This is a genomic window from Micromonospora sp. BQ32, assembly GCF_059358895.1.
The window spans coordinates 108,304-125,316 of sequence record NZ_JCADBI010000015.1; the positions used below are offsets into that span (position 1 = coordinate 108,304).

The following is a 17,013-nucleotide window of genomic DNA, read 5'->3' on the forward strand; positions in this document are numbered from 1 at the left end:
CCCTATTAACGCCGGAGGTCGGCCAACCCGTAGACACCCGCCGGGCACTTTCTGCCGCGCAGGGCTGTCGTGACGCGCCTACCTGTCGCTGACGTAGGTGCCCCGCTGCGGCACGGTCATCACCAGTCCACGCTCTCGTAGCAGGCGCACCGCCGCGCGGACCGTGCCGCGAGCGACTCCGTACTCCTGCTGAAGTGTGGATTCACTCGGGATCGGTCGATTGGGTGGCAGCTCCCCGGTCTCAATCCGCTTGGTGATCACGTCTGCGAGCTGAACGTAAATCGGCGTCGGAGACAGTGGATCGATCATGGACGCAACCTAGGGGACGTCTATAGACGTTCAAACTTCTGGTACGTCTATAGACGTACAGCAACGTACAACGCTACGGTCATTGTCGACAGAGAAGGGTCGGTTTCGACGACTACCTGCTGTCAGTGGCGCTGACCCTGGCGCGGCGTCACCGTCCGGCATGGAGCTGGGGGTGTTGGCGCTATGTGTGCCGCTGCGGGGCCGAGCTTCCCTGCCGGTTTCGGCACCGCATCCCGATCAATCGGGGGCACTGGCCTGGTGAAGACCAATGACGACGCACGGGCCGGTCCTGCCGCTCTGGCTGTGCGAGACATGCGACCGGCCTTGGCCATGCGTTCCACGCCGCGATGAGCTGCTGGGCCAGCACGGCGACACCTCGGTCTCACTGGCCCTTTTCATGGGCGCGTGCCTGCTGTCCGCCAGGAAGGATAAGAGCTGGGCTTCGCCGGACGCCCTCCGGCGCCGCTTCCTCGGCTGGATGCCGTGACCGAGTTCAACTCCGGCGATGTGGTGCTGATCGGGCCGGCGTGTTCGGTGCAGTTCAGCGGTGAACGAGCGCTCCGGCTCCGGCTCGTCTCAGTCGGCAGCGTCGACCCGTACGACGGCTGGGTGTGGTTGACGGGCTACGTCCTCAACGCAAGGGGCGCAGCTACCGACAAGCGAGAGGTCTACGTCCAGCGTGCAGGCATCGCGATCGAGCAGAGACAGCCCGGTCCGCCGCCGCCCGGTCGGAGCATCGCCCAGGTCCGCACGAGCCCCCCACGGCTACGAAAGTCGCCGCAGTCCGCCCTTCCGTAAGGTCAGAGTTGTTGGACGATCTGGATCGGGTTGCCGTCCGGGTCGGCCGTCCAGGCAATCAGCAGGCGATCGAGCCACCGGTGCGGTGCGGCCAGTGCGGGGGCACCGTTCGCCGTGAGTTCGGCGTACGCGGCGGCGGTGTCGTCGGTCCACAGGATCACGGCGGCCCGCTGGCCCTCGGGTACGGGGTCGAGCCCGTGATCGTCGCGGGTGGAGGCCACCGAGGCGATGCCGATCTTGTAGCCGTCAAGCACGAGATCGATGTGGATCGGCTCGCCCTCGGCCGGCACGCGGAAGGTCTCGGTGAAGCCGAGACCGGCGTAGAACTCGGCCGCGCAGGAGACGTCCTCGGAGAAGAGGATCACCTGAGGAGAGCGGAACATCGTCACCACCCGACGCTACGACTTTCTGCTACATGCGCTGCTGTCGGCCCCGACTAGAGGCAGATCCAGCAGTAGACGCTGTTCCCACCCGTGCGTGCTCTGCGGGCCAGCCCAACGAACTCCCGCAAGCGCGACAGCATGAGCTCCGGCTGAGTGTCGCTGTAGTGGGACAGCTCCTCGATGTGTGACCACCGGTCGGCCAGGTCCGGCAAGCGGTCATCCGGGATTTCGGCAAGCGCATCCCGGGCGCGTTCGCTCAGTACGACGACCCACGGTCCTTCGTACTTAAGGTCCTGACCAGCAGCGGCCGGCCAGATGAGTCGTTCCCCGATCAGGTCGGCGTCCCATGGCACGTCGAGGGCGAACGAGACGACTTGGCCGAGGACGACGGGCGGATCGATCCCCTTGCCATCCACGGCGTCCTCGACCGAGGAGTCTCCCTCCCGCATCACCGGGCCGCCATCGATGGTCGCCATCAGCTCCGCGACAGCCTCGTCGTCAGAAGCACGGAAGTAGTCGTATAAAACACCCACAGCGCCTCCGATCGCCTGCCCTACCGCGACCTGTGGGGCGGCCGAGAGGACATACAGCTCCGCCGCGAGGGGAGTCCGGTAACCATCATGGTCCGGGGCGAGACGCCCACTCGAGGGGGTGACTTCGTGGTCGGCGTTGTGGGCATCGGCCAGTCTCGGCTGCTGCGCCGGTCATCTACCCCGTCGCCGTCGCAGGAGGCGCTTGGCACCTGCGGGGCTGAGCGGCCATGCGCCCGGGCCGGCTGACGTCGCCCGCCGAGTCGAGGCACGGGCTGGCGGCTGCGCCACGACTCCGCGTCGCCTCGCAGCCGGTTCCAGTTCCGCCGCAGCCACCACGCGCAGGACGGATGGCTGCACCTGCGGGGCTATCTCCGTCCTCGGAGAAAATCTATGTTCGAAGCGCTAGACATTTTTGCCGGTGTCGACTAACGTTCCTGAGGTCGAAGACGGAGTAAACAAAGACGCTGACGTTGCCGCCCCGCACGAGGGCGAAGGAGTGGGGCAGGGGTCTTGCAAGTCCTGCTCAGCTCGGCGGCAGACATTTGCCGTAGTGAGGTGGCACGCGTGTGACAGCGGGTGGGGCCAACGCTTGTTCAGGGCTTCACCCGAGGCAAGGAGAGTTCGTCGTACGTGTTGGGGCCATGAAGTCGCGTGGGGCTCGGACACCGACGGACAGCACGGAGTACGGCAGAGGAAATCAGAGGCAAGGGAGGGCATTACACCGTTGGATCGCCCGCCGCCAGTCGCGTTCGTGGGCTGGGCGCGGACACCGCAGTTTCCCTCGAACGAGAGGTGGTCTCCGGTCACGCTTATGCGATCCTCGCACCCGAAGCCGTTCCTGACGGCCGGTGCGGATAAGACAAGCCGACGTTCTGTCGGTAGATGGTGTTCCTGACCCACAACCCTTGGGCCCCGGTGCTTCCGAGCACCGGGGCCCTCGTGATGGAGGTTCGATGGCTCAACCCGACGACATGCTCGACGATGAGGACTACCCCGCCTACACGATGGGCCGTGCCGCAGAGATCCTCGGCTGCTCGCAGGATTTTCTACGCCGGCTCGGCGATGCGAAACTGATCGACCCGCAGCGCTCCAGTGGAGGGCACCGCCGCTACTCCCGCTACCAACTGCGCCTTGCCGCGCGAGCTCGGGAGATGTGCGACCAGGGCACCGACATGGCCTCGGCCTGCCGGATCATCATTCTTGAGGACCAACTCGAAGAGGCCCTTCGGCGCAATGAGCGTCACCAGCAGGGCTGAGCACACGCTCCGCGCGGGCCTTCCCGCGAGGTGAAGCCGAGCGCCATACGGTCCCTCCCGTCAGGGCAGGGGCCGTCTGTCGTCTGGGGAAAGGTCTCGGTCGTCTGGATGGGCGGGCCTGACGGCAGCGATCGATTGTGGTCCCGTGCCTGCCGGCTTCCAAATGACCAACTTTGGAGCGGAAGCTGCAAGTCAGCGGTGGCGCGCCCGGCAGGATTCGAACCTGCGGCCTTGGGATTAGAAGAAGATCGCGGATGGCTGGTCAGGCCGCCGCGCCCCTGTTCAGCCCGTCCGTGGTTGTCGGGCGTCGTCGGCCACTGCCGCCGCCCTTGGCTGTACCGATGGCTGTACGCCCGGCCGGCGCTGACCATCTGATCCGTAGGAGCATCCCGCATCCGCCGTCACCCGCCTCGCCTCCCCGCTGGCTCGTGGCCGCCGTTCATCCGGTTGCGTGTTGGCGTCGCGCTGGGGTCAGACTGGGGTGAGCGAGTACCGGCTTGGGAGTTGCCTGCTCTGCGGCCCACAGAAGATCAGTGATGGCGAATCCGGGCAACGCAAGTTCAGCCCCTGACGTGATTCGGAACGTGCCGCCGACCGCTTCAGGCATCCAGCCAGTCAGCACCCCGTATTTGACAAGGGCACGGACTTCCTCAGCCGTCGGGTACGGATACGATTCCTCCTCGCCAGGCGCTGGCAGGGGACGCTCGATCAGGTCGGCCTGTAGGGCGCGGCCGTTCTTCCCGGCTCTCCAGACACGGACCCGGATGCAGCGGTGACGACAACCGTCAGGTCCAGGGGCGGCCCGGATGTCTGCCTTCCAGGTGAACTCCCGGCCGTCAATATGCAGCTTCCGTAGCCTCGACCTCATCCGCCCGTGCCTCCACTCCTGCAGATCACCCTAAAGTTCGGTACCTCTTACGCTCCCGTAGCGGCCCCCGCCGACGGTGCCGGCATGCATACGAGCGTTGGGCCATCGTCCAAACCTGCACGTGCTCCCCGCCATCCGCCGACCTCTTACGGACTAAATGCGGACCGCAGGTGCCGACGGCCGGAAACGCCGCCAGATCGAACTGGCTTTCGGCACGCCGTGAGCAACGCCGACGTAGACCGCAGTAGGGCCAAGCACGGCGACCACGCCGCCCAGGCACGACAACAATGTGCCGACGATCGGTACATCGGTTGCTACTGCGACGACAGCCACGTAGATCGCGGCCAGCACTGCGGCAACGGCAGAGGCGACCAGCAACTTTACGAACAAACGTCCGTTTTTGGCGATCACTTCCCCGGCAATGCCGGCTGGAATGAACAACACCGGCACCAGGGCGACGCCAAGCCCGCTGGCAAGCAGCACCAGCAGCGGCCCCGCCAGCGGACCGCCCGCATCCGCATCGGCCGCCAACGCGTACACGAGCAGGCCGACGTAGATGACGGCCACCTGCACGACGAAAACCAACCAGGCGGCAGCTGCACCGGCAAGGTGCCGGGCGACCGTTGGCAACATGACGCCTCCCCGTATGACGCTTCCGGAAGGCTATGCCAAGCCGCATGTTCCTGCGTGCCCGGCGCTCATGGCGAGGCCGCCGCAGTTCATTCCTCGTCATGCAATGGTGTGACCTACGCGGGCAGCAGGATTGTCGGCGTTCCTTGGCGGATCTCTGAGGAGGGTCGGGGTTCGGGGCAGCGCCCCGAGGTCTTCAAGCTCTTGCAGTCCGCCAGTGTGGCCGGTCGGCCCGGCCGATGCCGGCCGGAGGTCGCCAGCAGGCCGGGGCCGGGCCGGCGCGGCCCGCTTGCGGGCCGCCTTGATGCCGCCAGGCGGGCCGCCGCCGACCCGCCCGATGTTTCGGCAGCCATCGCGCGTGAGTCGGCAGAGCAGGAAGGGACCGGAGCATGAGCGAGAAGAAGAGCGTCCGCCCGGCTGAGGCTGCGGCCCTGCTCGGCATCTGTCGTAACACCGTCTACGTCCTGATGCGATCGGGCCGCCTGCGGTCGGTGAAGCTCAACAGGGCTCGCCTGATTCCGGTCGCCGCGATCGAGGAACTTCTTTCGGCAGCCGACGCGGCATGAGCGGCAAGCGGCGTCGGTCTCACGGTGAGGGATCGGTCTTCAAGTACCGGGATGGCTTCGCGGCGGTGCTCGATGTGGGCTGGGGTGAGGGCAGGCGGTCGCGGAAGTGGGTCTACGGCAAGACGGAACGGGAAGTGCTCGGAAAGCTGGCCGACCTTCGCCGCCGCCAGGAGCAGGGGCAGAACCTCGCCGCCACTCCTCGGACGGTCGGAGAGTGGCTGGACGAGTGGTTGCGGATGAAGGAGCGTGACGGGACACGGCCGTCGACGTTGCAGGGCTACCGGAAGCTCATTGAGAACCACGTCCGCCCGGCGCTTGGCCGGCTGGCACTCGACAAGCTGACGCCGGCCGTCATCCGCCGGCTGCTGGCCGAGAAGACAGACGCGGGTTTGTCGGCAACGACGGTTCGGCACATCCACGGGCTGATCCGGAACTCACTCGGTGACGCGGAGCGGGAGGAGTTGGTGCACCGCAACGCCGCCAAGTCGGTCCGTCCGCCGGCCATGAGGCAGATCGAGCGTCGCGCCCTGGGCGTGGATGAGGCCAAGCGGCTGCTCGACGTGCTGCGGGGGCACCGCCTGGAAGCTTGTACGTCTGCGCCTTGACGGTCGGGCTCCGTCGCGGGGAACTACTCGGCCTCGCCTGGTCGGACATCGACTTTGACGCCGGCGCCCTGACCGTTCGGCAAACCGTCCAGCGGGCCGAGGGCCGCCTCCAGCTCGTGGCACCCAAGACGGAGCGGTCTCGGAGGACAGTTCCGGTGCCGGCGCAGACTCTCGCCCTGCTTCGCGCGCACCGTCGGCAGCAAGCCGCCGACAGGTTGGCGGTGGGGGAGCCGTGGCAGGATCACGGCCTGGTCTTCCCGTCCAAGGTCGGTACGCCGATGGACCCGGACCACATCGATCGGACGTGGCACAAGATCCGAGCGTCAGCCGGCCTCGATCGGTTGCGTCTGCACGACCTGCGGCACGCCTGCGCCACATTCCTGCTCGTCTCCGGTGCCCCGCCCCGGACCGTGATGAAGGTGCTCGGGCACAACCAGATCGGGCTGACCATGAACACCTGTGCCCACGTCCTGCCAGAGATCGAGCGGGCCGCCGTGGACGAGGCCGCGAAGCACCTCTACGGCTGACCTGGCTGTACGAATGGCTGTACGGGGCGTGGTGATCGCTCGGACCGGGAGCGGAAAGCCGCTGACCTGCGGTGGTGAAGGTGCGCCCGGCAGGATTCGAACCTGCGGCCTTGGGATTAGAAGTCCCCTGCTCTATCCGCTGAGCTACGGGCGCGTGTGGCGTGGATGTCGCGCCCAGAGGGTACCGCCGTCCCACTGCCCGACGGCGAAAAGGGTGCCCGCGTCCACGTTGCCGAGCAGAGTCTCACGTCCGCCTCGTAGCGGGCATCCGGGTTACCGCGGACCGGCCTGGCGGTGGACCGTACCTTTGGCTGGTGTTGCTGGATTCCGACGCCGAGAGCGACGTCGCCTACGAGCTGTGCCAGGTCGTCGGTCGCGCCATCCTGCCGTACCGGTCCCCGGGCGACTTCGGTACCGCGTTCTTCTTTCGGGGCGGCGACGACCCGGTGGGGGAGTCGCTGTTGACGGCGGCTGACCTGGTGGGTGGTTCGGGGGGTGAGTTGGGCCTGCGGTCCAGCGTCACCGAGCCGGCGGGGGTGGCCCCGGCCGTCATTTCGGAGGCCGAGATCGTGCCCGGTTGGGCCCGCTTCCCGGGCGACGGGGTCGCCGTGTTGTCGACCGCTGGCCTGCACCGGTACGCCGGTGACGGCGGCTGGCGCTGGCGCGTCCAGCCGGTGCCGGCGGGGATCGCCGCCGGGCCCGAGGTGGTCGCCCGCCTCGGCGCCGACGCCAGTTCCGCTTTCGTGCTGGCCCATGGGGTACGCGAGGACGGGTCGCGGCCGTTGGAGGTCGCGATCGAGCGGGTGGTCCGCGACGGGGACGCCGTGCTGATCACCACGGAGCTGCCGCCGGGGTACGTCGGCGCGCCGGTCTTCATCGTTCAGGCTGGGGCCGCCGGTGAGGTTTCCCCGTACTGCCTGGGCCTGGTCCTGCCCGGCGTCGGCGCACATCCGGTGGCGACCTTCGACCGGATCCGTGCCGTCCTGCCGGCGACGCCCGGCGACGTCTGAGCCGCGCCGTCCGGCCTGGTCAGCGGCCTGGCGTCGTCGCCCCAGCGGCGTCGGCTCGGCCCGCGTCGGTCGGTGTGACGTCGGCCGGGGCGGTGGGGCCGGCGGCGAGGAACGCCTCGGCCCAGCGGCCCACCTCGTCGAAGACCTTCTTCCGTACGGTCGGGCCGGAGAGTGTGAGGTCGTGCAGCCCGCCGTCGAAGCGGGCCAGGGTGACGTGGCGGCCGAGGCGGGGCGCGTAGCGGACCATGTGCTCGACGTCCAGTACGGCGTCGGCCAGGGTCGCGTTGTCGTGCCACCTGGTGCCCCGGAAGGACCGGGTCGAGCAGGCCAGCAGCACCGGCACCTGGATGTCCAGCCCGGCGCGGAGCCGGCGTTGCCCGGTGCGGATCGCGTTCAGCCAGCCGGCCCGGACCGGGAACCCGGCCAGCGGCTTCCACGCCAGGTCGTAGGTCCACTCGCCGCGGTGGTCGGAGTGGATGCTCTCGCCGTACACCGTGCCCAGCCCGAACGGCAGGATGCGGTGCGGCGCCCTGCGGCCCAGCCGGGACGCGGCGGCCGCGAGGGGTCGGCGCACCGCCCAGGGGGCGTTCAGGTCGAAGAAGGGGCTGTTGAGCACCAGGCCGTCGATGGTGCCGGTGTCGCGGCGGGCGTCCGCCCAGAGCGAGATGATCAGGCCGCCGGTGGAGTGGCCCATCGCCAGCAGGGTTTCGTGCCCGTCGTCCTTGCGGATGATCTCGGCGGCGGCGTCCAGCTCGGGGAAGTAGTCACTGATGTCGCGGCAGAAGTTCGGGGTCTGGCCCGGGAGCAGACTGCGACCGTACTTGCGCAGGTCGAGCGCGTAGAAATCCCAACCTCGCTCGGCGAAGAAGTCGGCCAGATGGGTCTGGAAGAAGTAGTCGACGAAACCATGTACGTAGAGCACGGCCCGCCCGGTGGGGCGCTCGGCCCGCCGCCGGACCAGGGTCGCGACAACGCGGCCTTCGTCGTCGGTGCCCAGGTCGATCGTCTGCCGCTCGTACGGCGGCCCCAACACGTCCGGTTCCACGAACGCGACGCTACGCCGCCGACCTACCCAGCGGTAGCCCGCGCCGCGGCAACGCCTGTCCCCTCGCCCGCCCCTCGCCCCGCCCGCCCGCGATCTTGCACTTGCTGTCCCGGCATAAGGGGCGATAGCCACGATTCGGGTTCCGACAGTGCAAGATCGCGGGGCTGGGGCGTGGGTCAGACCGTTTCCGCGTCGGCGCGGGGGGCCGGGTCCTCGGACTCGTCGGCCTCCAGCTGCGGCTGGGGGAGGTCGCGCAGGTGCTTGTTGTGCCGGGGTTCCTGGCGGGTCTTGGCGTCGTTGAGCCGGCGGCGCAGGTCGTCACGGACGTCGTTGAGGGCGGCGTGCAGGTCCTCCTCCGCGGAGGTGGTGACGATCTTCTGCCGACCGGCGATCCAGCACTCCAGGGTGACCTTCTGCCCGCGCGCCTCCCGGTCCTTCACCGACACCTCCAGCTCGGTGGCGTCGGCGTGGAAGCTGGCGAGCCGGGCGTCGAGGGTGGCGAACTGCTCGGCGATCCAGTTGCGGTCGCCCTGCGAGAACCCGGCGCCCACCCGCAGGCACTCAGCCACGGTGGCCGGGTTCGCCACGGCGCTCATCGCCGCGCCTCGGAAGCGTTCGCGAAGCCGATGGTAGTGATCGTCATGGCGTTGACCTCTCGTCGACGTGGAGCTGTCGGTGGTGCTTGATCAAGTCCTTACCCAGTTCGGGCAGCCCGGGAAACCGTCGACGGCGGGTCGGCCGGGTCGGGCGTACCACATCCGGGCGTGATCAGGGCGTTGTCCACAGGTGGGTTCGTCATCCACAGGTCGGAGATGGGCGCTGGCGATGGGCGCGCTCAGTGCCGAGGCTCGGTGTCGAGTCGACTCGCGCTGGCAGGCCCCGATCCCCCTGGAGGGACGATGTTCGACACTTACGTGACAATCGTCGGCAATGTGCTGACTACGCCCGAGTGGCGGCGTACGACCCAGAGCAACACTCTGGTGGCCAACTTCAAGGTCGCCTCCACCGCCCGCCGACTCGATCGGGACAGCGGCCGGTGGGTGGACGGCAATTCGCTTCGCGTCCGCGTCAACTGCTGGCGCAAGCTCGCCGAGGGGGTGGCGGCCTCCGTCATGGTCGGCGACCCGGTGGTGGTCTGCGGGCGGCTCTACACCCGGGACTGGACCGACGACGCCGGTAACCACCGCACCCTCTACGAGTTGGAGGCGGTCGCCGTCGGTCATGACCTGTCCCGGGGTCGGGCCCGGTTCCTGCGCAACCGGCCGAGCATGACCACCAGCACCGTGGAGGACGCGGAGGCCGAGAGCCGGGTGCACGGCGAGCCCACCGAGCCGGTGCCCGCCGGGCAGGCACCCGCGCTGCCCGACGACCGTCCGCTGGACGACGACTTCGAGCTGCCCGACTACGCCGAGCTGCGAGCCAGCCCGTTCGGCGACGTCCCCGAGGACGATGACAGCTCCCCGAGCAGCGGTCAGGTCGGGCAGGCCAACGTACCGCCGGGCCACGACGACGAGTTGGCTCCTCCGCCCGAGGCGGACGACGACAACACCGACGGTGACCTGGACATCGAGTTGGGGCCGGTGCCCGACGAGGGGCAGCCGGAGCCGGTGCAGCCCGGTCGAGGGCGGCGCGGTCGGGGCCGGGTCCCGCAGCCAGCCTGACCGGTCGAGCTGGCTGAGGTTCCGTGCGGCGCGGCACGACGGGGGCGGGGTGGCGGCGTGACCAGCGTCGTCACCCCGCGTGACGGGCGTCGGCGGGCCGGGCCTGGCTGTGCGCTTCACAGGTTCTCGTCGTCGGTGCGGCACCGTGGGTTGGGTTGGTGCACGGGCTGCTCGTCTAGGCTGGCCGGCCGGAGGTGGTGCGGGTGCGACGGACAGCGCCGATGGCGAACGCGGTGGGGCTGCTGGCCGGGTACGCGCTGGACAGGGTGCTCGGCGACCCCCGCCGGTGGCACCCGGTGGCCGGCTTCGGGCAGGCCGCGGGCGCGCTGGAGCGCCGCCTCTACCGTCCGGACCAAACGGCGGGCACGGCGTTCACCGCGCTGGCTGTCGGTGGGCCGGTGTTGCTCGGGGCGGTCGCCGCGGCGGCTACCCGGCGCCGGCCGGTGACCCGGGCGGTGCTCGTGGCGGCCGGCACCTGGGCCGTGCTGGGCGGTCGCACGCTACGGCACGAGGCGACCGTCATGGGTCGGACGCTGCGCGACGGTGATCTGCCCGCTGCCCGGAGACGCCTCGGCCATCTCTGCGGGCGGGACCCGTCGACGCTGGGGGAGTCGGAGCTGGCCCGGGCCACCGTCGAGTCGGTCGCGGAGAACACCTCCGACGCGGTCGTCGCTCCGCTGTTCTGGGGTGCGGTCGCCGGCCTGCCCGGCCTGCTGGGCTACCGCGCGGCGAACACCCTCGATGCGATGGTCGGGCACCGGTCGGCGCGCTACGCGCGGTTCGGCACCCCGGCCGCTCGGCTGGACGACGCACTCAACCTCGTGCCGTCCCGGCTGACCGGGCTGCTCACCATCGCCGTCGCGCCGGTCGCGCACGGGGACCGGCAGCGCGCCTGGCAGGTGTGGCGGCGGGACCGCAACGACCACCCGAGCCCCAACGCCGGTCAGTGCGAGGCGGCGATGGCCGGTGCGCTCGGGGTCCGCCTCGGCGGCCGCAACGTCTACTTCGGGCGCTCCGAGGTGCGGCCGTTCCTCGGCGACGGTCCCCGCCCGGAGGCGCGGCACCTGAAGCGGGCCGCCCGGATCTCCGGCGCGGTGGGGCTGGCCGCCGTCGGGCTGGCCGCCGCGTACCCGGTGACCCTCGGCCGGCTGGTAGGTGCCGTGAGCAGACGGGCGCTGATCGGCGCCGGGGGCCGGCGGGGGAGCAGGCGGTGAGCGGCGGGCTGCTGGTGGCCGGCACGACGTCCGACGCCGGCAAGAGCGTGCTCACCGCCGGCATCTGCCGCTGGCTGCACCGGCAGGGCGTGAAGGTGGCGCCGTACAAGGCGCAGAACATGTCGAACAACTCGGCGGTGGTCGTCGGGCCGGACGGGCGCGGCGGTGAGATCGGGCGCGCCCAGGCCATGCAGGCCGCGGCGTGTGGGCTCGCACCCGACCTGCGGTTCAACCCGGTGCTGCTCAAGCCGGGCAGCGACCTGGCCAGTCAGGTGGTGTTGCTGGGTGAGGCGGTCGACACGATCACCGCCGGTACCTTCCGGCAGCTACGTCCCCGGCTCGCCGAGACCGCGTACGCCGCGCTGGCCGAGCTGCGCGAGACGTACGACGTGGTGATCTGCGAGGGCGCCGGCAGCCCCGCGGAGATCAACCTGCGGGCCGGCGACTACGTCAACATGGGGCTGGCCCGGCACGCCAACCTGCCCACCATCGTCGTCGGCGACATTGACCGGGGTGGTGTCTTCGCCTCGATGTTCGGCACCGTGGCCCTGCTCGACCCGGCCGACCAGGCGCTCATCGCCGGCTTCGTGATCAACAAGTTCCGGGGTGACCTTGGGCTGCTCCAGCCTGGTCTGGACATGCTGCGTCAGGTCACCGGCCGCCCCACGTACGGGGTGCTGCCCTGGGCACTGGATCTGTGGCTCGACGCGGAGGACTCACTCGCCTACGGTCGGGTGCTCGGCCGACCCGCCGCCCCGCACGGCACCGAATGGCTGGACGTGGCCGTCGTTCGCCTACCCCGGATCAGCAACGCCACCGACGTGGAGGCGCTCGCCACCGAACCGGGCGTCCGGGTACGCCTCACCATCGAACCGGCCGAACTGGCCGCGGCCGACCTGGTCGTCCTACCCGGCTCCAAGTCCACCGTCGCCGACCTCGCGTGGCTGCGCGAAACCGGCCTCGCTGACGCGGTGGCCACCCATGTGGCGGCCGGCAAACCCCTGCTCGGCCTCTGCGGCGGTTTCCAGATGCTCGGCCGCGCCATCCACGACCCGGTGGAGAGCCGGCAGGGCAGCATGCCGGGGCTCGGTCTGCTGCCCATCGACATCACCTTCGATCCGCGCAAAACCGTCCGGCAGTCGGTGGGCACCGGCCACGGCGGCCTCCCGGTGCGTGGCTACGAGATCCACCATGGGTACGTGTCACAGGCCGACCCCGGCTTGACTCCGCTGCTGACCGGCGACGACGGTGTCGGAGAGGGGGCCGTGCTCGGCGCGGTGCACGGCACGCACTGGCACGGGGCGTTCGAGTCCGACGGGTTTCGCCGGTGGTTCCTCACCGAGGCGGCGCGTCTGGCCGGCCGCAGCGGGTTCCGGGTCGCACCGGCCACCAGCTTCGCCGCCGCCCGGGAACGCTCACTCGACCTGCTCGGCGACCTGGTCGAGGAACACCTGGACACCGACGCCCTCTGGCGGCTCATCGAAGCCGGCCCACCCGCGAACCTTCCCTTCATCCCACCCGGCCCGCCACCCTCCTGAGTCTCTTGGCCGGCCCGGCGTCTTCGCCGGCCCACCGTCCCATGCGGAGCGTGGGGGCGGGGCCGCGCCCCGAGCAGCGGGGCGCGATCTTGAGCCGACCGCCCGCCCGGGATGGACGTGAGGCGACGATGTCGGGAATCAGGGGCGGATGTCGGCGGGACGGTCGGTGATGGGCAGGCCGGCGGCGAGCCAGGCGTCCACCCCGCCGATCATGTCGGTGGCCCGCCGCAGCCCGAGGGTTTGCAGGCTGGCGGCGGCCAGGCTGGAGCTGTATCCCTGCCGGCACACCAGCACGATCTCCCGGTCGTACCCGGTGGCTTCCGGGATCCGCCAGGCGCTGGCCGGATCGAGGCGCCACTCCAGTACGGTCCGGTCGATGACGACCGCGCCGGGCAGGTCGCCCTGTTCGCGGCGCTGTAGTTCGGTGCGGGTGTCGACCAGCAACGCGCCGCCGCGGACCGCCTCGACGGTCTGCTGCGGAGTCAGTCGGTGCAGCCCGGCGCGGGCCTGTTCGAGTAGGGCGTCTATACCGGGGCTCATTACGTCTCGGAGCACCACCCGATCATGCCGATTCGGTGCCACCCCGGGCGGCGAACGGGCCGCCCGTCACCCGTCGCCGCCCCAATTCCCCCGGACGTGACGGTGGCCGGCCAGGGCGGTCAGCCGGACGTGTCAAACGTTGCCCACGCCGACCCCGCAAGCAGCATTATCGACACGGGCCGACAGGGATACCGCGACGTCAATGAACCGGAGTCGATCACCCACCCACCAGGGGTGGCGGCATACTTCGGGCATGCACCACGGGAGGCTGTGCTGAACCCGGAGACCGGCGGGCCGACCGTGGCGGTTGTCGAGGCGTACGCCGAATTGGCTCGTCGGGTGCTCGCGGGCCCGCCGCGGTTGGGGCGGACCCGGCTGGTCGCGGTCGACGGGCCGAGCGGCGCGGGTAAGAGCCGGTTCGCCGCGCGGCTCGCGGATGCGCTGGCGGGGCCGCTCGGCGGCCGACCTCCGGTGGTACACACCGACGACCTGCTCGACGGGTGGGCCGACCAGGTCACCTTCTGGCCCCGGCTCGACGAGGGGGTGCTCGCCCCGCTGCGCGACGGGGAGCCGGGCGCCTACCGGCGGTACAGCTGGGTCCGGCAGTGCTTTCTGCCCCGGCCGGTCTCGGTGCCGGTGGCTCCGGTGCTGGTGGTCGAGGGGGTCAGCGCCGCCCGTGCGGTGGTCCGGCCGGAGCTGACGCTGGCCGTGTTCGTCACCGCGCCCGCGTCGCTGCGGCTGACTCGGGCGGTCGCCCGGGACGGGCCGGAGATCCTGCCCGAGCTGCGCCGCTGGCACGACGGGGAGCGGGCGCACTTCGCCGGCGACGAGACCGCGACCCACGCCGACCTGGTGGTGGATGGCGCGCCGACACTGCCGCACGACGCGACCCGGTACTACGTGCGGATCCGCTGAGCGGGGCATGGACGTCGGCCACCGACTGCGGCACGATGCGGGGAGCTACGGCGAACGGGGAGCCACCATGACGGCAGCGGACGCGCCAGCGCGGCGTCGGATCACCCTCACCGGCATCAGCTCACGGGCCTGGGAACATCCGGCCGACCGGGGTGCCCTGGTCGCACTGCGGGAGCTGCGCGGTTTCGACGACGTGGTGCGGGCGTTCTTCGGGATGTGGAACGAGCGGGGTTTCCGGCTGTCCGTGCTGGCCTCCGGCATCCGGGTCGACCACCGGCAGTACCCGGCGGTGTGGCAGCGCTACACCGAGGCCGCGGCGGCGCTCGACGTGACCGCGCTGCCCGAGCTGTACGTGACCCAGTCGCCCTGGTTGGGCGCCGAGGCGGTCGGGCTGGAGCGGCCGTTCATCGTGCTGAACTCCGCGTGCGTACAGCAACTCGACGAGGACGAGCTGCGTTGCCTGCTCGGCCACGAGTTGGGGCACGTGGGCAGCGGGCACGCGGTCTACAAGACCATGCTGATGATTCTTACTCGGTGGGCGGCCAACCTGAGCTGGTTGCCGGTCGGCGCGATCGCGCTGCGGGCCATCATCGCGGCGATGCTGGAGTGGTGGCGTAAGGCGGAGCTCTCCGCCGACCGGGCCGGGCTGCTCGCCGGGCAGGACCCGGCGGCCGCGCTGCGGCTGCTGATGAAGCTGGCCGGCGGCGGTGACCTCTCCCAGGTCGACACCACCGCCTTCCTGGAGCAGGCCGCCGAGTACGCCGGCGGCGGGGACCTGCGCGACAGCCTGCACAAGATCCGGATGACCGCGTGGAGCACCCACCCGGCGCCGGTGGCGCGGGCGGCGCAGCTGCGCCAGTGGATCGACTCCGGGGCGTACGGGCGGGTGCTGGCCGGGGACTACCCGCGCCGCGAGGACGACGGCTCGACCAGCGTCTCGGAGGAGATCAAGGCGGCTGCCGAGTCGTACCGGGAGGAGTTCAGCCGGTCCACCGACCCGCTGGTCGGGTTGTTGCGCCGGCTCGGCGACGGCGCGAGCGACGTCGGCGAGTGGGTGGGCGGCACCGCCGGCCGGGCCCGTTCCTGGATGGACGCGGCCACCGAGGCGGCGGGCCGCGCACACCGCGCCGGCCGGGCCGCCCCCGGCGCGCGGGCCGGCGCCGGCCCCGCGGACGGCGGTGACGGTACGGGCTCCGCCGGCACGCCCCGGTAAGGCCGGCATACGATGCCGGTCATGACCTCACCGATCATGTCCGAGTCCGAGGTGCGGGCCGCCGTCGAGCGGGAGATGCCCGGCGTCCGGGCCGACCTGGAGCGCCTCGTCCGCATCCCCGGCATCGCCTTCGAGGGCTTCGACCACTCGCACGTGGAACGCTCCGCCGAGGCGGTCGCCGAGCTGCTGCGCGGTTGCGGCCTGGACGTCGACATCGTGCGATCCGGTGGCCAGCCGGCGGTGATCGGCCGTCGGGCCGCCCCGCCCGGCGCTCCCACCGTGCTGCTCTACGCCCACCACGACGTCCAGCCGGTCGGCGACCGGTCGCTGTGGGAGTCCGACCCGTTCGAGCCGGTGGAACGGGACGGCCGGCTCTACGCCCGGGGCGCGGCCGACGACAAGGCCGGCATCATGGCGCACGTCGCGGCGCTGCGCGCGTACGGTGACGCGTTGCCGGTCGGCGTGGTCCTCTTCATCGAGGGCGAGGAGGAGTACGGCTCCGACTCGCTGGAGCAACTGCTGGCCGAGCACCGCGACGAGATCGCCTCCGACGTCATCGTGATCGCCGACTCCGGCAACTGGGACATCGGCGTACCGGCGTTGACCACCTCGCTGCGGGGCATCGTCAACTGCTTCGTCGAGGTGCGCACGCTGGACCACGCGGTGCACAGCGGCATGTTCGGCGGTGCCGTGCCGGACGCGCTCACCGCGCTGGTCCGGCTGTTGGCGACGCTGCACGACGACGCCGGTGACGTGGCCGTGGACGGGCTGGTGGGCCGGGAGGGCGCCACCGTCGACTACCCGGAGGACCGGGTCCGGGCCGAGGCTGGGCTCGCCGAGGGCGTGCAGTTCATCGGCACCGGCCGGATCACCGACCGACTCTGGACCAAGCCGGCGCTGGCCATCCTCGGTGTCGACGCCCCGTCCACCGGCGAGGCGCCGAACGCCCTGGTCCCGGCCGCGAAGGCGAAGCTCAGCATCCGCCTCGCCCCGGGCGACGACCCCAAGCGGGCGTACGCGGCGGTGCGCGCGCACCTGGAGCAGCACGCGCCGTGGGGTGCGCAGGTGACGGTCACCTTCGAACACGACGGCGACCCGTGCGTGATCGACGCGTCCGGGCCGATGTTCGACGCCGCCCGTTCGGCCTTCCGGACCGCCTGGGACGGCACCGACCCGGTGGACATCGGCGTCGGCGGCTCGATTCCGTTCATCGCCACCTTCCAGGAGATGTTCCCGAAGGCGGCGATCCTGGTGACCGGTGTGGAGGACCCGCACGCCCGCGCGCACGGCCCGAACGAGAGTCTGCACCTCGGGGAGTTCGCCCGGGTCTGCCTCGCCGAGGCGCTGCTCCTGCGCAACGTGGCGGCGGCGGGCGCTTAGGTGTCAGAACGGCAACTTTGGG

The 17,013-nt window shown here is 70.7% G+C and carries 18 protein-coding genes and 1 tRNA gene; 11 read left to right on the plus strand and 8 right to left on the minus strand.

All coding sequences use genetic code 11. From position 1 onward, the window contains the following. Window positions 1-78 precede the first annotated feature (78 nt). The 3 genes from AC5L30_RS25330 to AC5L30_RS25340 all read right to left on the minus strand — a co-directional run bounded on the left by AC5L30_RS25330 (window position 79) and on the right by AC5L30_RS25340 (window position 2,023). Window positions 79-309 carry a GntR family transcriptional regulator gene (locus AC5L30_RS25330; RefSeq protein ID WP_494870117.1) on the minus strand — a complete coding sequence of 77 codons (231 nt, stop codon included), beginning with the start codon at window positions 307-309 and terminating at the stop codon, window positions 79-81. Window positions 310-1,109: 800 nt separating this feature from the next. Further along, entirely contained in the window at window positions 1,110-1,490 is a 381-nt protein-coding gene (locus AC5L30_RS25335) for a VOC family protein (protein ID WP_494870177.1), read from the minus strand. 53 nt (window positions 1,491-1,543) lie between these two features. After that, entirely contained in the window at window positions 1,544-2,023 is a 480-nt protein-coding gene (locus AC5L30_RS25340) for a hypothetical protein (protein WP_494870118.1), read from the minus strand. Window positions 2,024-2,976: 953 nt separating this feature from the next. Here AC5L30_RS25340 and AC5L30_RS25345 point away from each other — a divergent pair. After that, window positions 2,977-3,279 carry a MerR family transcriptional regulator gene (locus AC5L30_RS25345; protein ID WP_203122548.1) on the plus strand — a complete coding sequence of 101 codons (303 nt, stop codon included), beginning with the start codon at window positions 2,977-2,979 and terminating at the stop codon, window positions 3,277-3,279. Between the two features lie 1,021 nt (window positions 3,280-4,300). Here the strand turns inward: AC5L30_RS25345 and AC5L30_RS25350 are convergent. Beyond that, entirely contained in the window at window positions 4,301-4,780 is a 480-nt protein-coding gene (locus AC5L30_RS25350) for a hypothetical protein (protein ID WP_494870119.1), read from the minus strand. Window positions 4,781-5,166: 386 nt separating this feature from the next. On the opposite strand from AC5L30_RS25350, the gene AC5L30_RS25355 reads away from it, so the two are divergent. From AC5L30_RS25355 to AC5L30_RS25365, 3 genes are read left to right on the plus strand one after another with little or no spacing between them, the layout of a single operon-like run. Beyond that, a complete protein-coding gene (locus AC5L30_RS25355; RefSeq protein WP_494870120.1) occupies window positions 5,167-5,343 on the plus strand; it encodes a helix-turn-helix domain-containing protein in 177 nt (58 codons plus the stop codon). Next, window positions 5,340-5,948, plus strand: a complete 609-nt coding sequence (locus tag AC5L30_RS25360; protein WP_494870121.1) for a site-specific integrase — start codon at window positions 5,340-5,342, stop codon at window positions 5,946-5,948. The genes AC5L30_RS25355 and AC5L30_RS25360 overlap by 4 nt, the downstream gene beginning before the upstream one ends. After that, the gene (locus AC5L30_RS25365) at window positions 5,945-6,475 is read left to right on the plus strand and encodes a site-specific integrase (protein WP_494870122.1); all 531 of its coding nucleotides are present in this window, start codon (window positions 5,945-5,947) and stop codon (window positions 6,473-6,475) included. Before AC5L30_RS25360 ends, AC5L30_RS25365 begins: the two co-directional genes overlap by 4 nt. A gap of 81 nt (window positions 6,476-6,556) precedes the next feature. On the opposite strand, the gene AC5L30_RS25370 is transcribed toward AC5L30_RS25365, so the two are convergent. Next, window positions 6,557-6,629, minus strand: a tRNA-Arg gene (locus AC5L30_RS25370). Window positions 6,630-6,789: 160 nt separating this feature from the next. Here AC5L30_RS25370 and AC5L30_RS25375 point away from each other — a divergent pair. After that, window positions 6,790-7,485 carry a hypothetical protein gene (locus AC5L30_RS25375; protein ID WP_494870123.1) on the plus strand — a complete coding sequence of 232 codons (696 nt, stop codon included), beginning with the start codon at window positions 6,790-6,792 and terminating at the stop codon, window positions 7,483-7,485. A gap of 19 nt (window positions 7,486-7,504) precedes the next feature. On the opposite strand, the gene AC5L30_RS25380 is transcribed toward AC5L30_RS25375, so the two are convergent. Both AC5L30_RS25380 and AC5L30_RS25385 read right to left on the minus strand, forming a co-directional pair. Beyond that, on the minus strand, window positions 7,505-8,530 hold the full coding sequence (locus tag AC5L30_RS25380) for an alpha/beta hydrolase (RefSeq protein ID WP_494870124.1): 1,026 nt from the start codon (window positions 8,528-8,530) through the stop codon (window positions 7,505-7,507). A 176-nt stretch (window positions 8,531-8,706) separates the two neighbouring features. Next, a complete protein-coding gene (locus tag AC5L30_RS25385; RefSeq protein WP_494870125.1) occupies window positions 8,707-9,126 on the minus strand; it encodes an HPF/RaiA family ribosome-associated protein in 420 nt (139 codons plus the stop codon). Between the two features lie 303 nt (window positions 9,127-9,429). On the opposite strand from AC5L30_RS25385, the gene AC5L30_RS25390 reads away from it, so the two are divergent. From AC5L30_RS25390 to AC5L30_RS25400, 3 genes are all read left to right on the plus strand, one after another. Then, complete coding sequence (locus AC5L30_RS25390) at window positions 9,430-10,191, plus strand: single-stranded DNA-binding protein (protein ID WP_494870126.1); 762 nt, start codon at window positions 9,430-9,432, stop codon at window positions 10,189-10,191. Window positions 10,192-10,412: 221 nt separating this feature from the next. Continuing rightward, window positions 10,413-11,405, plus strand: coding sequence for a cobalamin biosynthesis protein (locus AC5L30_RS25395; protein ID WP_494870178.1), 993 nt, complete (start codon window positions 10,413-10,415; stop codon window positions 11,403-11,405). Continuing rightward, the gene (locus AC5L30_RS25400; RefSeq protein WP_494870127.1) at window positions 11,402-12,943 is read left to right on the plus strand and encodes a cobyric acid synthase; all 1,542 of its coding nucleotides are present in this window, start codon (window positions 11,402-11,404) and stop codon (window positions 12,941-12,943) included. The genes AC5L30_RS25395 and AC5L30_RS25400 overlap by 4 nt, the downstream gene beginning before the upstream one ends. 138 nt (window positions 12,944-13,081) lie before the next feature. On the opposite strand, the gene AC5L30_RS25405 is transcribed toward AC5L30_RS25400, so the two are convergent. Next, on the minus strand, window positions 13,082-13,483 hold the full coding sequence (locus tag AC5L30_RS25405) for a rhodanese-like domain-containing protein (RefSeq protein ID WP_494870179.1): 402 nt from the start codon (window positions 13,481-13,483) through the stop codon (window positions 13,082-13,084). Window positions 13,484-13,717: 234 nt separating this feature from the next. Here AC5L30_RS25405 and AC5L30_RS25410 point away from each other — a divergent pair, with 234 nt between their 5' ends. The 3 genes from AC5L30_RS25410 to AC5L30_RS25420 all read left to right on the plus strand — a co-directional run bounded on the left by AC5L30_RS25410 (window position 13,718) and on the right by AC5L30_RS25420 (window position 16,991). Beyond that, the gene (locus AC5L30_RS25410) at window positions 13,718-14,398 is read left to right on the plus strand and encodes a uridine kinase family protein (RefSeq protein WP_494870128.1); all 681 of its coding nucleotides are present in this window, start codon (window positions 13,718-13,720) and stop codon (window positions 14,396-14,398) included. A 67-nt stretch (window positions 14,399-14,465) separates the two neighbouring features. After that, a complete protein-coding gene (locus AC5L30_RS25415) occupies window positions 14,466-15,611 on the plus strand; it encodes a M48 family metallopeptidase (RefSeq protein WP_494870129.1) in 1,146 nt (381 codons plus the stop codon). A 36-nt stretch (window positions 15,612-15,647) separates the two neighbouring features. Further along, window positions 15,648-16,991 (plus strand): dipeptidase, encoded by a 1,344-nt coding sequence (locus AC5L30_RS25420; RefSeq protein ID WP_494870180.1) that lies wholly within the window; start codon window positions 15,648-15,650, stop codon window positions 16,989-16,991. The last annotated feature ends 22 nt before the right edge of the window (window positions 16,992-17,013 follow it).